The 13,194-nt window shown below is 42.2% G+C and carries 17 protein-coding genes; all 17 read left to right on the top strand.

The window, feature by feature from the left end:
• Positions 1–8: 8 nt before the first annotated feature.
• The 17 genes from D8791_RS02275 (at position 9) to D8791_RS02360 (ending at position 12,609) form a co-directional block, all read left to right on the top strand.
• Entirely contained in the window at positions 9–884 is an 876-nt protein-coding gene (locus D8791_RS02275) for a MetQ/NlpA family ABC transporter substrate-binding protein (protein WP_125446107.1), read from the top strand.
• Between the two features lie 206 nt (positions 885–1,090).
• Entirely contained in the window at positions 1,091–2,467 is a 1,377-nt protein-coding gene (locus tag D8791_RS02280) for a M20/M25/M40 family metallo-hydrolase (protein WP_125405284.1), read from the top strand.
• Entirely contained in the window at positions 2,457–3,521 is a 1,065-nt protein-coding gene (locus D8791_RS02285; protein WP_062005501.1) for a methionine ABC transporter ATP-binding protein, read from the top strand. Before D8791_RS02280 ends, D8791_RS02285 begins: the two co-directional genes overlap by 11 nt.
• A 1-nt stretch (position 3,522) precedes the next feature.
• Positions 3,523–4,215, top strand: coding sequence for a methionine ABC transporter permease (locus tag D8791_RS02290; protein ID WP_005591809.1), 693 nt, complete (start codon positions 3,523–3,525; stop codon positions 4,213–4,215).
• Between the two features lie 513 nt (positions 4,216–4,728).
• Positions 4,729–5,322: an MptD family putative ECF transporter S component gene (locus D8791_RS02300; RefSeq protein WP_125405287.1), complete on the top strand. Its 594-nt coding sequence runs from the start codon at positions 4,729–4,731 to the stop codon at positions 5,320–5,322.
• A 224-nt stretch (positions 5,323–5,546) separates the two neighbouring features.
• Positions 5,547–6,392: an SAM hydrolase/SAM-dependent halogenase family protein gene (locus D8791_RS02305; RefSeq protein WP_062005582.1), complete on the top strand. Its 846-nt coding sequence runs from the start codon at positions 5,547–5,549 to the stop codon at positions 6,390–6,392.
• Positions 6,393–6,403: 11 nt separating this feature from the next.
• Positions 6,404–6,967 (top strand): ECF-type riboflavin transporter substrate-binding protein, encoded by a 564-nt coding sequence (locus D8791_RS02310; RefSeq protein WP_061910022.1) that lies wholly within the window; start codon positions 6,404–6,406, stop codon positions 6,965–6,967.
• A gap of 134 nt (positions 6,968–7,101) precedes the next feature.
• Positions 7,102–7,293 carry a potassium transporter gene (locus D8791_RS02315; protein ID WP_125446108.1) on the top strand — a complete coding sequence of 64 codons (192 nt, stop codon included), beginning with the start codon at positions 7,102–7,104 and terminating at the stop codon, positions 7,291–7,293.
• Entirely contained in the window at positions 7,277–7,474 is a 198-nt protein-coding gene (locus D8791_RS02320) for a helix-turn-helix transcriptional regulator (protein ID WP_125446109.1), read from the top strand. The genes D8791_RS02315 and D8791_RS02320 overlap by 17 nt, the downstream gene beginning before the upstream one ends.
• 19 nt (positions 7,475–7,493) lie before the next feature.
• On the top strand, positions 7,494–7,988 hold the full coding sequence (locus tag D8791_RS02325; protein WP_125446278.1) for a DUF6773 family protein: 495 nt from the start codon (positions 7,494–7,496) through the stop codon (positions 7,986–7,988).
• 44 nt (positions 7,989–8,032) lie between these two features.
• The gene (locus D8791_RS02330) at positions 8,033–8,509 is read left to right on the top strand and encodes a DUF6773 family protein (protein ID WP_125446110.1); all 477 of its coding nucleotides are present in this window, start codon (positions 8,033–8,035) and stop codon (positions 8,507–8,509) included.
• Positions 8,506–9,183 carry a CPBP family intramembrane glutamic endopeptidase gene (locus tag D8791_RS02335; protein WP_125446111.1) on the top strand — a complete coding sequence of 226 codons (678 nt, stop codon included), beginning with the start codon at positions 8,506–8,508 and terminating at the stop codon, positions 9,181–9,183. The genes D8791_RS02330 and D8791_RS02335 overlap by 4 nt, the downstream gene beginning before the upstream one ends.
• Positions 9,184–9,192: 9 nt before the next feature.
• On the top strand, positions 9,193–9,684 hold the full coding sequence (locus tag D8791_RS02340; protein WP_125446112.1) for a DUF6773 family protein: 492 nt from the start codon (positions 9,193–9,195) through the stop codon (positions 9,682–9,684).
• A 136-nt stretch (positions 9,685–9,820) separates the two neighbouring features.
• Positions 9,821–10,807: an oxygen-dependent tRNA uridine(34) hydroxylase TrhO gene (gene trhO / locus D8791_RS02345; RefSeq protein WP_125446113.1), complete on the top strand. Its 987-nt coding sequence runs from the start codon at positions 9,821–9,823 to the stop codon at positions 10,805–10,807.
• Between the two features lie 156 nt (positions 10,808–10,963).
• Positions 10,964–11,767, top strand: a complete 804-nt coding sequence (locus D8791_RS02350) for a helix-turn-helix transcriptional regulator (protein ID WP_125446114.1) — start codon at positions 10,964–10,966, stop codon at positions 11,765–11,767.
• A gap of 56 nt (positions 11,768–11,823) precedes the next feature.
• Positions 11,824–12,240: a VOC family protein gene (locus tag D8791_RS02355; protein ID WP_125390212.1), complete on the top strand. Its 417-nt coding sequence runs from the start codon at positions 11,824–11,826 to the stop codon at positions 12,238–12,240.
• Between the two features lie 9 nt (positions 12,241–12,249).
• Positions 12,250–12,609, top strand: coding sequence for a TfoX/Sxy family protein (locus tag D8791_RS02360; protein ID WP_125446115.1), 360 nt, complete (start codon positions 12,250–12,252; stop codon positions 12,607–12,609).
• The last annotated feature ends 585 nt before the right edge of the window (positions 12,610–13,194 follow it).

Consider the following 13,194-nt stretch of genomic DNA (forward strand, 5'->3'; position numbering starts at 1 on the left):
ATTATCTCATGAAATTGAAAAAATGGTTTGGTGCAACAGCACTCTTAGCTGTAGCAGCATTTGGTTTGGCAGCTTGCTCGTCTTCAACATCAAAAAACGCTAAGTCAGCAGACAGTGCAACAGTGACTGTAAAAGTTGGTGTGATGAGCCTCAGCGATACAGAGGAAGCGCGCTGGGATAAGGTTCAGGAAATCCTTGATAAGGATAAAGCAGGTGTTAAATTGGACTTTACCCAATTTACAGACTATTCTCAACCTAACCAAGCAGTTCGCGATGGTGATGTAGACATCAATGCCTTCCAGCATTACTACTACCTGAAAAACTGGAATAAAGAAAACAATGCTGATTTGGTGTCTGTAGCAGATACATATATCGCACCAATCCGCCTTTACTCTGGTACTAAAGATGGTAAAAACAAATATACTGATGTAAAAGATATTCCAGAAAACGGAAGCATTGCCGTACCAAATGATGCGACAAACGAAAGCCGTGCTTTGAACCTTCTTCAAGCAGCTGGTTTGATCAAGTTAGATGTGGATTCAACTAAACTTGCGACTGTTGCTAACATCAAAGAAAACAAGAAAAACTTGAAAATTTCTGAATTGGATGCTTCTCAAACAGCAGCTTCTCTTACTTCTGTAGATGCAGCGGTTGTCAACAATACCTTCGTTCGTGAAGCTGGTATTGACTACAAGAGCGCTCTTTACAAAGAAAAGACAGATGAAAATTCTAAACTGTGGTACAATCTGATTGCTGCTAAGAAAGATTGGGAAAAATCTGACAAGGCAGATGCCATCAAGAAAATCATCAAGGCTTACCATACTGACGAAGTTAAAAAAGTCATTGAAGAATCTTCAGATGGTATGGATCAACCAGTTTGGTAAGATTTTATAGAAAATAATTGAAGATAGAAAGGGCGGGGAATGGATTTCTCCAGCCCTTTATCTGCTATTAGTTAGAGTTTTTATCAGCGGAGATGACTTAGCAATATTAAAACGCAGAGTTACAGACTTACCTGACAGCAAGTCTTTGCTCTTTCGTGAATCATAGCAGATAATCTTTAAAGAGATGCGATTAGTAGGAGTTACACATGCCTTTCTCAACTGAGAGTGAACAAATTAAAAAGTTTGAAAATGATGAGGTGGCCCAACACTATTTTGAGGTGTTGCGGACTTTGATTTCTAAAAAGTCTATCTTTGCCCAGCAAATTGGGCTCAAGGAGGTAGCTACCTATCTGGGAGAAATTTTCACTGCCGCGGGTGCTAAAGTGATGATTGATGACAGTTACACGGCTCCCTTTGTATTGGCAGAGTTTCAGTCGGACAATCCTGAGGCCAAGACTATCATTTTCTATCACCACTATGATACGGTGCCGGCCGATAATGACCAGCCTTGGACTAACGATCCTTTTACTTTGTCGGTCCACTATGGTGTTATGTATGGTCGCGGGGTCGATGATGACAAGGGCCACATTACTGCGCGTTTGACAGCGGTACGTAAGTATATCCGAGAGCATGGTTCGCTGCCAGTCAATATCATCTTCATGATGGAGGGAGCAGAGGAGTCAGCTTCGACAGACTTGGATAAATATCTGGCCAAGCATAAGAAACATTTGCGGGGAGCAGATTTGCTGGTCTGGGAGCAGGGCACGCGTAATAATCTAGGTCAGTTGGAGATTTCTGGTGGGAATAAGGGCATTGTCACCTTTGATATGTCTGTTCGCAGTGCAGAAGTCGATATCCATTCTAGCTATGGCGGTGTCATTAATTCAGCTTCTTGGTACTTGATGGATGCTATTTCTAGCCTGCGTAGTGTTGACGGTCGGATTTTGGTGGAGGGCATCTATGAGCAAGTACAGGAGCCCAATGAGCGAGAGCTGGCTTTGATTGCCCAGTATGCTCTGAAAACACCAGAAGAGTTGAAAGAAATTTACGGCCTCCAGCTTCCAGTCTTGAAAGAGGACAGGCAGGAATTTCTGCGTCGCTTCTATTTTGAGCCAGCCATTAACATTGAAGGATTCGGTTCAGGCTATCAGGGACAAGGAGTCAAAACCATCCTCCCAGCATATGCATCTGCCAAGATGGAAGTGCGCTTGGTACCAGGCTTAGAGCCCCATGATGTCTTGGACAAGATTCGCAAGCAACTGGACAAAAATGGCTATGATAAGGTAGAATTAACCTATACACTGGGAGAAATGAGCTATCGTAGTGATATGAGTGCCCCTTCTATCCTGAATGTGATTGAACTGGCCAAGGATTTTTATCCAGAGGGCATCTCGGTGCTTCCGACATCGGCAGGAACAGGACCCATGCATACAGTCTTTGAGGCTTTGGAAGTTCCGATGGCTGCTTTTGGCTTGGGAAATGCCAATAGTCGAGATCATGGTGGCGATGAAAATGTCAAGATTGCCGATTATTATACCCATATTGAATTAATCAAGGAGTTAATCAGAAGTTATGAGCAATGAAATTATCAAATTAGACCGTATTGATGTCACTTTTACACAGAAAAATCGTGTCATCAAGGCGGTTGAAGATGTGACCATTCACATCAATCAGGGGGATATTTACGGTATCGTAGGTTATTCTGGTGCCGGAAAGTCAACTTTGGTGCGGGTTATTAACCTTCTGCAGAAGCCATCTGGTGGTCGAATTACTGTAGATGGAACAGTCCTGTATGACAAGGAAAGTGTCCAATTGAATGCGGCTCAACTGCGGGAAAAGCGTAAGGACATTGGCATGATTTTCCAGCATTTCAATCTGATGGCCCAGATGACGGCCAAGGAAAATGTCGCATTTGCCTTGAAGCACTCTTCCCTGTCTGCTGCTGAAAAAGAGGAGAAAGTTCGTAAACTTTTAGAATTGGTTGGTCTGGAAGATCGAGCGGATAATTATCCGTCTCAACTATCTGGTGGTCAGAAGCAGCGCGTGGCGATTGCTAGAGCCTTGGCTAATGATCCGAAAATCTTGATTTCAGATGAAGCGACTTCGGCATTGGATCCTAAAACAACTAAGCAAATTTTGGCCTTGCTTCAGGATTTGAATCAAAAGTTGGGACTGACGATTGTACTGATCACGCACGAAATGCAGATTGTCAAAGATATTGCTAATCGTGTAGCTGTTATGCAGAATGGGAAATTGATCGAGGAAGGCTCGGTTTTGGATATCTTTACCAATCCACAGAATGAATTGACCCAAGACTTTATCACAACGGCAACAGGTATCACTGAAGCGATGGTTAAAATCAATCAACAGAAGATTGTGCAAGATTTGCCAGCGGATTCTGTCTTGGCGCATTTGAAGTATGCTGGTACGGTGACAGATACAGCCATTATCAACGATATTTACAAGCAGTATCAAGTTTCAGCCAATATTTTACATGCTAACATTGAGATTTTAGACAATGTGCCTGTCGGGGAGATGGTAGTCATTTTGTCAGGAAATGCAGAAAATCTTGCGTCTGCTCAAAGCAATTTACAAGCTGCTGGCGTAGAATTAAAGGTGCTTAAGGGAGGAATTTAGATTGATAGACTTGATTAAAACATTTTTGCCCAATGTCTATAAGATGGGCTGGGCTGGTCAGGCTGGCTGGGGAACAGCGATTTATCTGACCCTTTATATGACGATTATTTCCTTCCTGATCGGTGGGATTCTAGGCTTGATCGCTGGACTTTTCCTGGTATTGACAGCGCCAGGCGGTATTTTAGAAAATAAAACAGCCTTTTTCATCTTGGACAAGGTCACATCCATCTTTCGGGCAATTCCCTTTATCATTCTCCTAGCTTTGATCAATCCTTTCACACGGATGATTGTGGGGACAGGGATTGGGCCAACAGCAGCTTTGGTGCCACTATCTTTGGCGGTCTTCCCTTTCTTTGCCCGTCAGGTGCAGGTGGTTCTATCAGAGTTAGATCGCGGTGTGATTGAAGCAGCGCAGGCAGTTGGAGCTAACTCATGGGATATCATCGGTGTTTACCTGCGTGAAGGCTTACCAGACTTGATTCGGGTGACAACAGTGACCCTAATCTCGCTAGTAGGTGAAACGGCTATGGCGGGAGCGATCGGTGCAGGCGGCCTTGGGAACGTAGCGATTGCCTACGGTTATCAACGTTTCAACCAAGACGTGACCATTTTAGCGACTGTTTTGCTCTTACTTCTTATCTTCTTTATCCAGTTTCTGGGAGATTTCCTAACTAGAAAGATCAGTCATCGCTAGACAGAGAGTGGGACAGAAATCGGTAATTCGTTAGAATTCGATTTCGTCGTCCCACCTCCGCACAGTTGAGTAGGGCTCTATTACGCTGATGAAATCAGCGTAATAGAACCCACTCAACCACTGCGTCTTGCTCGACAATCCAAAGACAATTTAGAGGCTAGGACTTTTGTCCCAGCCTCCTTTTGTCAACTATCATCCTTTGAAAAGTCTGAAAATTTAATTTACATTCTATTTTCATAATGCTATAATAAATAAAGCTAAGTATAGAAAAATAGCATAATACATTACTTCTTGGCAGTGCTGGATTTTGCCCATGACGAGGAAAGTTGCTTTAATAAACAACTAGTTTTCCTAGGAAGAAAGCTTATCAAGGATGCTAGATCTACAAACCTTGCTAAAACTTCCTCCTGCAGGAAGGATGGCAAAGCATGAAATGCGCATTTGCACGTATCAAGGATGTAGCTATCAATAGTTTTATGAAGTTTTAACTTCACAATTAGAAAGGATTCAATAATGACATCGTTAACACTGAAAGAGTTGAAATGGACGGGAGTTTTTGCTCTGCTCTACTTTCTCTGTGTCGGACTAGGAGTACTAGTAGGGCACTTTTTTGACAATGCTGGCAATATGCTCTATGCTCCAGTCTTTGCTGCAGTTTTTGGTGGAAGCGTTTATATGTTGCTGCAAAGCAAGATTAAAAAATTTGGAGCGATCAGCTTAGTAGGCCTAATAATGGGAGGTTTTTTCCTCCTGTCTGGTCATTTTATGATTGCTGGTTTGCCGGGCTTGGTGTTCGGTCTCTTGGCGGACACGATTGCAGGCTTGGGCAAATACAAAAATAAATTCTGGAATCTGCTTTCTTTTGTTTGTTTCTCTTTTGTCAATTCGGGCCCTATTATCCTCATGTGGCTAGCGCGGCGAGCTTATATTGATAGCTTGGTGGCTCGTGGTAAGACAGCAGAATACATCAATCGGATTTTGCTGCCGTTGGATTTCCCGACCATTGCTAGTTTTATCGTGATGGTAGTGGCAGGTGCTTTAATCGGTGGCCTGCTGGGCCAATATCTGGTAAAGAAACGCAGTGAAAAAGCTGATTTTCAGTCATAAAAAGTTAAGCAAGACGACAGCTGCCGGACTTTCCTATCTTAGCTTGCTCAAGGAATTGTTCTGGCATAAGTTTGATCCAGAAAAAAACTAGCTTGCATGCTATATCTTTGAGAAATAGACGGTTATAAAAAAAATCTATGCCTCCAGCTCTAGCGAAAAGAGCCTAATTTTGGTAAGATTAGAAGACTTGGAGAATATCAGGCTTAGGGCCTGGGAGGATTAAGATGAACAACATATTAGTGCTGCAGTCGGACTTCGGTCTGGTAGATGGAGCAGTGTCGGCTATGATTGGAGTGGCTTTGGAGGAATCACCAACGCTGAAAATCCATCATTTGACCCATGACATCACCCCTTACAATATTTTTGAGGGCAGTTACCGTCTCTTTCAGACAGTAGATTACTGGCCAGAGGGAACGACCTTTGTCTCGGTCGTAGATCCGGGAGTGGGTTCCAAGCGGAAAAGCGTGGTTGCTAAGACCAGTAAAAATCAATATATCGTGACACCTGATAATGGTACTCTGTCCTTTATCAAAAAGCATGTCGGTATCGTAGCTATTCGTGAGATTTCAGAGGTGGAAAATCGTCGCAAGAATACCGAGCATTCTTATACCTTCCACGGGCGAGATGTCTATGCCTACACAGGTGCCAAGCTGGCTAGCGGCCATATTAGTTTTGAGGAAGTTGGCCCAGAGCTGAGTGTCGAAGAAATTGTCGAAATCCCTGTTGTGGAGACGAGACTAGCAGATAATTTGGTCAGCGGAGCTATTGACATTTTGGATGTTCGCTTTGGCTCCCTTTGGACTTCGATTACGCGCGAGGAGTTCTGCACCTTGGAGCCAAGCTTTGGTGACCGTTTCGAAGTTACTATTTACAACAATGATATGTTGGTTTATCAAAACCAAGTGACCTATGGCAAGTCCTTTGCGGATGTCCGCATTGGTCAGCCAATTTTATACATCAATTCCCTCTATCGGGTGGGCTTGGCTATCAACCAAGGTTCCTTTGCCAAGGCCTATAATGTTGGTGTTGGTGCTCAATGGCATATTGAGATTAAACGTATAGAAAATTAAAGGAGAACATTATGAAAAAGAAATTGTTAGATACAAAGTTTACTATTAAAGAAGTTGTTGCAACGGGGATTGGAGCTGCACTTTTTGTAGTTATCGGAATGATTAGCATTCCAACACCTGTCCCAAATACCAGTATTCAGCTGCAATATGCGGTTCAGGCCCTCTTCAGTGTCGTTTTTGGCCCCTTTGTCGGCTTCCTGATGGGCTTGATTGGCCACGTTATCAAAGACGCTATGGCTGGCTACGGTCTCTGGTGGTCATGGATCATCGCTAGTGCCTTCTTTGGTTTCATTCTTGGTTTGTTTAAAAATCGCATCCGTGCAGCAGAAGGTGTTTTTGAAGTGAAGGACATCGTCAACTTCAATATCTTCCAGCTTTTGGCCAATGCTTTTGTCTGGCTCTTGGTCGCTCCGATTGGAGACATTTTGATTTATAGCGAGCCGGTCAATAAGGTCTTTGTGCAAGGCTTTGTGGCAACTCTGTCCAATGGAGTGACAGTTGCCGTAGCAGGAACCTTGCTCTTACTTGCCTACGCCCGTACTCAGACTCGCTCAGGCAGCCTTAAGAAAGATTAATCAAACTAGATTTTACAAGATTGGGAAAGTCCCAATCTTTTTTTGTACAAAATAAAAAACAAAATGTAATTTATATATTGCATTATTTAAAATATATTGTATAATGAACTTATGAAGATGAAAGGAACGCAGATATGAATAAAAAAGTGAATGCTCAGTTTATTTGTCTTGTATCGGCGACAATTCTACTAATTGTGGGCATGATTCAGGAAAATCAAACCTTTATCATAATCGCTTGTGCTGATGTCGCCCTTGGCTCTACTTTCTACGCCATAGGCGGGCAAAAGAAATACGAAAAGGATGGTGGCCATGGCAAAAAATCTTAGGTTAAAAATGGCAAGGGTTGAGCATGACATGACTCAAGGCGACTTGGCTGATGCTATCGGTGTGACCCGTCAGACCATTGGCCTGATTGAGGCAGGCAAGTACAATCCCAGTCTTAGTCTATGCTTGGCCATTTGCAAATGCCTCAATAAAACGCTGGATCAGTTGTTTTGGGAAGAATAGGAAGAAAGTGAGAAAGAAAATGAAGGACAAACCACAAAAAGTCTATACAGACGAGCGGACTTTACAACTTGAGCGAAAATTAGGAAATGAAATAGCTTTTTTTGCGATCATCTTGCTCCTTATCTCTATTTTTATCAAAATCATGATTTGGCATGTGCCAGTAGAAGGCTACTTACCAGAAATCTTGATTATTTTAGGGATGGAGCTATATGCAGGAATTAGGAGCTGGCAGTTGGGACTTGATATCAGACGCGACAAGCCATCTATTGGGCATAGGAGTTTCAGAAGTCGTTTGGCCAATGGAGCTATCTTAGCGATTGTAATCGTGGCTGTTCAGATGTGGAGTGGAAATTCAGCTCTTCGACCATTCTTTCGCCATCATCCAATTTTGCAATTTATTTTTATTTTAGCTTTGATAACTGCCTTTTCTAGTATATTTGATCAGTTGGTCGATCATTTTTATCAGAAGAGACAGGTTTTATTGGACCAAGAACTAGAAAATGATGAGAATTAGAATCAATGAATCTTTAACTTATAAATAAGAAAGTGAGAAAGAAAATGAAGAAGCAGCCTGTTATAAAAGATGAACGAACAGAGAAATTGGACGGCAAAGTTGCGGGAGAACTGGTGCTAGGAATGTTCCTCTTCTTAGCTATCTCTGTATTTTTCAAAGCCTATGTCCTCCATCTAAGCTTACTAGCCTATCTGCCAGAGGGTATTCTGCTTACTCTAGTAGGTCTATATGCCTTGCTTCGTCGCGTAAGCCTAGGGATTGATGTTGGTGATATGGTGAGAGAGGAAAAATGGCCAGAGCGTTTTGGCGGTGGCATTGTCTTCGTTCTCATCCTTATAGGCATTGATTTCTTTGGTCAGCGGGAAAATCTGACTAGCATGTTGAGCCTTTTGTATCTGCTCAAGCTGGCTCTTGCAATGATACTGTTTATGCTTGGGAGCTTGACCATGGACAAGATCAGTCTTTACCTAAACGGCAAAGGTCAGGCAAAGCTCGATCAGGAATTGGAGGATAAAGAATGACTTGGTGGAAACGATTGATCTGGGTTGGCTGCGCTTTTTTAGCCTTGGCCTTGTATATCCTCCCTATGCTGTTTAAGCAGCTAGCAATAACTTATCAATTTCCCAAACAATGGACCATTGGTCTTGGGATTTTGCTGATAATCCTCATTTTACTGGTATTTGTCGCGGTAGCAAAGAAGACTGGCATCCTATCTCCATCTGGAAAAATTTTTCAAAAAGGAGACGGGAAGCGAATTGCTCTAGGTCTCTTAGGCATGTTGCTCATATCTGTCCTTGGGACGGTATTGCTCCGATGGCTGCATGGCGAGGTGACAACGGCTAATCAGGCATCTTTGATGGAGGAGTTCCGAAGAGGAGATATCATTTTATTATCCATCATGCTTGGAGTTTTAGCGCCTATCGCAGAAGAAATTATTTTCCGTGGCATCATTCCTCAAAAAATCTTTAAAGGCTATGAAAGCTGGGGCTATATCATAGGCGGACTGCTCTTTGCGCTTTTTCATGGCCCAACCAATATCATGTCTTTTGTGATTTATGGTGGTGCCTCTGTGATTTTGACCTTGCTGGCTTATCGAACTCGGCGCTTGGAAGTCAGTATTGCAGTTCACATGATCAATAACGGACTTCCTGCCATTCTTATGTTGTTAATCCCTATTTTTGGGGTAGAAGTATAGGAGTTTGAAATGAAAATAAAACTTATTAAACGTCAAATCTTAGACGAACGCGAAGAACAACTGGTCAACAAGGCTGGTATGGAGAGTTTCAGTCTCATGCTATGTGGCAGTTTAGCTTTATATATGGGTTCTGTAGCAATGAATGGGGGAGTCGTTCACTATCAGCCCTTCTTGCTTCTGATTCTCATCAGCAGTTTTTATTTCATGTGTCGCACTCAGTATCTGGGAGCTAATTATTACAATAGTTTCAGTCTGACTATCTGGGGTGTGCTGGCTACGACAGGATTTCTGACCCTTTTGATCGCCTGCCAGAATTTTCAGCTCAATCATGCTATTTATCATAACAGTGTTTTTCACCCTATGTTCCTATTTGTTATTTTAATTACTTTTGTCATTCACTTTCCCTTCATGCTGCTGGTCAATATTCTCTTAGAGACCCTCAGCAAGTGGCAGAAGAAGCGCTTTGAAAAGTATTTGGAAGAATTGGAGAAAGAGGGCTAAGCTGCTTTTCTGCATAGAAATTCCAGCTCTGCTATTTTCCAAACAAATTTTTTGCCCAGTTTTTTCAATCAGGTTATAATAAATAGATGAATTAAAAAATTCAGAAAATTTATAGAGAAATGAGAGTTGAAATCTTATGGCAAAAGATATTCGCGTCCTACTTTACTACAAATATGTTCCAATTGAGAATGCTGAGAAATTTGCAGCTGATCACCTGGCCTTCTGTAAATCTATCGGTCTGAAAGGCCGTATCCTGGTGGCAGATGAAGGAATCAATGGAACGGTTTCTGGTGATTATGAAACAACTCAAAAATACATGGATTATGTGCACAGCCTTCCGGGCATGGAAGACCTTTGGTTCAAGATTGACGAAGAAAATGAGCAAGCCTTCAAAAAAATGTTTGTTCGCTACAAGAAAGAAATCGTGCACTTGGGCTTGGAAGACAATGATTTTGACAACGACATTAACCCGCTGGAGACGACAGGAGCTTACTTGTCACCAAAAGAGTTCAAAGAAGCCCTTCTTGATGAAGACACTGTTGTCCTAGACACACGTAACGATTACGAGTACGACCTAGGACATTTCCGTGGAGCTATCCGTCCAGACATCCGCAACTTCCGTGAGTTGCCGCAATGGGTTCGTGATAATAAAGAGAAGTTCATGGACAAGCGCGTGGTTGTTTACTGTACAGGTGGTGTTCGCTGTGAGAAATTCTCAGGCTGGATGGTGCGTGAAGGCTACAAGGATGTCGGTCAATTGCATGGAGGAATCGCAACTTACGGCAAGGATCCTGAAGTTCAAGGTGAGCTTTGGGATGGCAAGATGTATGTCTTTGATGAGCGTATCTCCGTTGATATCAACCATGTCGATCCAGTCGTGATTGGGAAAGACTGGTTTGACGGTACTCCTTGTGAGCGCTATGTCAACTGTGGCAATCCAGAGTGTAACCGCCGCATCCTGACTTCAGAAGAAAATGAAGACAAGTACCTCCGTGGCTGTTCTCATGAATGCCGCGTTCACCCTCGCAACCGCTATGTGACTGAAAACGGTCTGAGCCAAGCAGAAGTGGTGGAACGTTTGGCTGCGATTGGAGAAAGCTTGGAAACATTGGTAGTTCAGTAATTTAATCGTGAAGATAAAAAACTTTAGACGGATAGTGTCTAAAGTTTTTTCATTATTTATTTGCAGCTTAGCTTTTCTTTATTCAGGTTTCGATGTTTTGTCCCTTCTTTTTGATGTGATATAATGGGCTTAAATAAATGGGAAAGGAGCAAGTCTATGTCTAAAGCTATCATGGAAGAAGTGGCAGCCTATCTGCGTCAGCATTCAGATCAAGAGCTGAGTCTGACCGATTTGGCTCAGCATTTCCACTATAGCCCTTCCCATCTATCCAGAACTTTCAAGAAAAAGATGGGCTTTTCTATCAAGCAATATGTGGAAGCTCTTAAGATGGAAAAAGGTATTCAGGAGATTGTGGAAGGTCGGCAAAATGTGACTGAGACCTCCATGGAAGCTGGTTATGATAGTCTAGGCAGTTTTTCTAATACTTTTAAGCGGCATACTGGACTTTCGCCTAAAAAATACTATCAAGAATCAACCAAGGCTTATGATTTTATGGTCAAACAGCTGGATGAGAAGGGAGCTTTATTGCATCAGGATCCCGACTGTAAAAGTGGCAATCGCTTGACCGTGGCGCTATCTTATCCTGAGGGGTATGAACCACGCATTAGCTGTGTCGGGCTTTTTAAAACCCGCATTCCCAAAGAAGAGCCGGTTATCGGAGTAGCACTAAGTCAGGAGAGCCGGTTTACTTTTGAAAATGTACCCGATGGTCACTACTATCTTTTGGCCTGTGAATTGCTGGAGGATTTACACCTAACTAAAAACTATGTCTTGAAGCATAACTTTCGCTGGGGCAGCGATGAGCCTTTCGCTTTTTCAGGCGATAGCATCTATCAGGAGGAAATCAGCATGCGCAGGCCTTTGCCCAGCGATCCACCTATTACAGTTAATCTTCCAGTTTTAATCATGCGTTCCCTAGCCAAACAAGCGCAATTGAGAATAAGAAAAATTTTATCCTAATTGATAAACTGATACTAGAGATTTATTCTCAGATATAAAAAATTGGAGGAACAATAATGAAATTAGACGTGTTTTTAAGTTTTAATGGTCAGGCCGAAGAAGCTTTTCGTTTCTATGCAGATCTTTTTCAGACAGAGATAAAGGGACTTGTCCGAGCCAGTGAGATGATGGACCCAGCAAACCTTCCTGCAGAAAAACGGGATAAGCTTGCCTGGATTGCCTTAGATACGGAAAACTTAACCCTGAATGGTGAAGATGTAGGTGTTTTTAATGACCTATCTATTCCTAGCAATCATCAGCCTAATCAATGGTTGGTTCTGAGTCCAGATAGTAGAGAAGAAGCCGATGAATTCTTGACTAAGCTTACTGAAGGTGGACGGATTCTCTATACTCTAGAGAATCAAGCTTTTGCTAAGTTTTATGCCCGCTTGATTGACCGTTTTGGTATCGGCTGGGATGTGATGATGAAATAGGGGAGAGCGATGGCATATAGTAAATCTTTAGCTCAACAGATTCGTACCATTTTAGCTACTGAACTTCCCCCTCATGTTTTTGAAGAAGAGGTAGAAGAGAAGAAGATGTTTGGTGGATTGGCTTTTATGATCCGAGGCAAGATGTCTGTTACTGTGAGTTCGAGAGGTCAAGAGCTTGTCATGGTCCGCATCGGTAAGGAAATGGAAAAGCAGGTCCTACCTAAAAATGGTACCAGTGTCACAGTGATGAAAGGCAGGCTTTATCGTGGTTATATTGATTTAGATGTCGAGGGACAAAAGGAACTGTCTTACTGGATCAAGCTAGCCTTGGCCTACAATCAGGAGCTGACGCAGCATGATAAAAAGTAAGAATTGCTCAGAATGAGTTTTGCTTTCTTAGAAATTCAAATATATTCTCAGAATCTGTATTGATGAAGCTTTCAGTCGGAAAGACTCTTCATGGATACAGTTTTTTCGTATTTTGTTGCACAGATTTTATGCCAATGCCAGAGTTCGTTTTGTAGAAGGAGCATGTTTTAGAAGTATGGGAGCAAAGGTGGTTTATAACCACACTGAGTTTGGATTTTAATTCTTTAGAACAGAAGTACTCAGCGTATATACACGTTGGTTTAGATAGAAATACTAGATAATTAAGCACCTACAAACTTTTCTGAAAAATTCTAGATGTGCACCGTAATTATTGGAATTCAGAAATTCAATTTTTTGAAACATGAAGACATTATATCTAAGGTGCTTGGTGGAAATCAGAGATTATGATTTAATAGTCAATATGATGAGTATCTCTTTTTTGTTTTGAAATGCGCTCTTGAACCCATCCTTGCTATAGAGTCTGCCTATATCCTTGGCTAGCTAGAAAATATGCTGGTGATAGTCAGTAGACAGCCTTTTTATGATACAATAGTAGGATAGAGTCAGTGGACATTAGCTGGCTAT

This window comes from Streptococcus cristatus, from assembly GCF_003943515.1.
Lineage (GTDB): Bacteria > Bacillota > Bacilli > Lactobacillales > Streptococcaceae > Streptococcus > Streptococcus cristatus_D.

Coding starts and splice junctions, on each gene's coding strand:
- D8791_RS02275 (WP_125446107.1), top strand. CDS start 9: ATGAAATTGAAAAAATGGTTTGGTGCAACAGCACTCTTAGCTGTAGCA.
- D8791_RS02280 (WP_125405284.1), top strand. CDS start 1,091: ATGCCTTTCTCAACTGAGAGTGAACAAATTAAAAAGTTTGAAAATGAT.
- D8791_RS02285 (WP_062005501.1), top strand. CDS start 2,457: ATGAGCAATGAAATTATCAAATTAGACCGTATTGATGTCACTTTTACA.
- D8791_RS02300 (WP_125405287.1), top strand. CDS start 4,729: ATGACATCGTTAACACTGAAAGAGTTGAAATGGACGGGAGTTTTTGCT.
- D8791_RS02305 (WP_062005582.1), top strand. CDS start 5,547: ATGAACAACATATTAGTGCTGCAGTCGGACTTCGGTCTGGTAGATGGA.
- D8791_RS02310 (WP_061910022.1), top strand. CDS start 6,404: ATGAAAAAGAAATTGTTAGATACAAAGTTTACTATTAAAGAAGTTGTT.
- D8791_RS02315 (WP_125446108.1), top strand. CDS start 7,102: ATGAATAAAAAAGTGAATGCTCAGTTTATTTGTCTTGTATCGGCGACA.
- D8791_RS02320 (WP_125446109.1), top strand. CDS start 7,277: ATGGCAAAAAATCTTAGGTTAAAAATGGCAAGGGTTGAGCATGACATG.
- D8791_RS02325 (WP_125446278.1), top strand. CDS start 7,494: ATGAAGGACAAACCACAAAAAGTCTATACAGACGAGCGGACTTTACAA.
- D8791_RS02330 (WP_125446110.1), top strand. CDS start 8,033: ATGAAGAAGCAGCCTGTTATAAAAGATGAACGAACAGAGAAATTGGAC.
- D8791_RS02335 (WP_125446111.1), top strand. CDS start 8,506: ATGACTTGGTGGAAACGATTGATCTGGGTTGGCTGCGCTTTTTTAGCC.
- D8791_RS02340 (WP_125446112.1), top strand. CDS start 9,193: ATGAAAATAAAACTTATTAAACGTCAAATCTTAGACGAACGCGAAGAA.
- trhO (WP_125446113.1), top strand. CDS start 9,821: ATGGCAAAAGATATTCGCGTCCTACTTTACTACAAATATGTTCCAATT.
- D8791_RS02350 (WP_125446114.1), top strand. CDS start 10,964: ATGTCTAAAGCTATCATGGAAGAAGTGGCAGCCTATCTGCGTCAGCAT.
- D8791_RS02355 (WP_125390212.1), top strand. CDS start 11,824: ATGAAATTAGACGTGTTTTTAAGTTTTAATGGTCAGGCCGAAGAAGCT.
- D8791_RS02360 (WP_125446115.1), top strand. CDS start 12,250: ATGGCATATAGTAAATCTTTAGCTCAACAGATTCGTACCATTTTAGCT.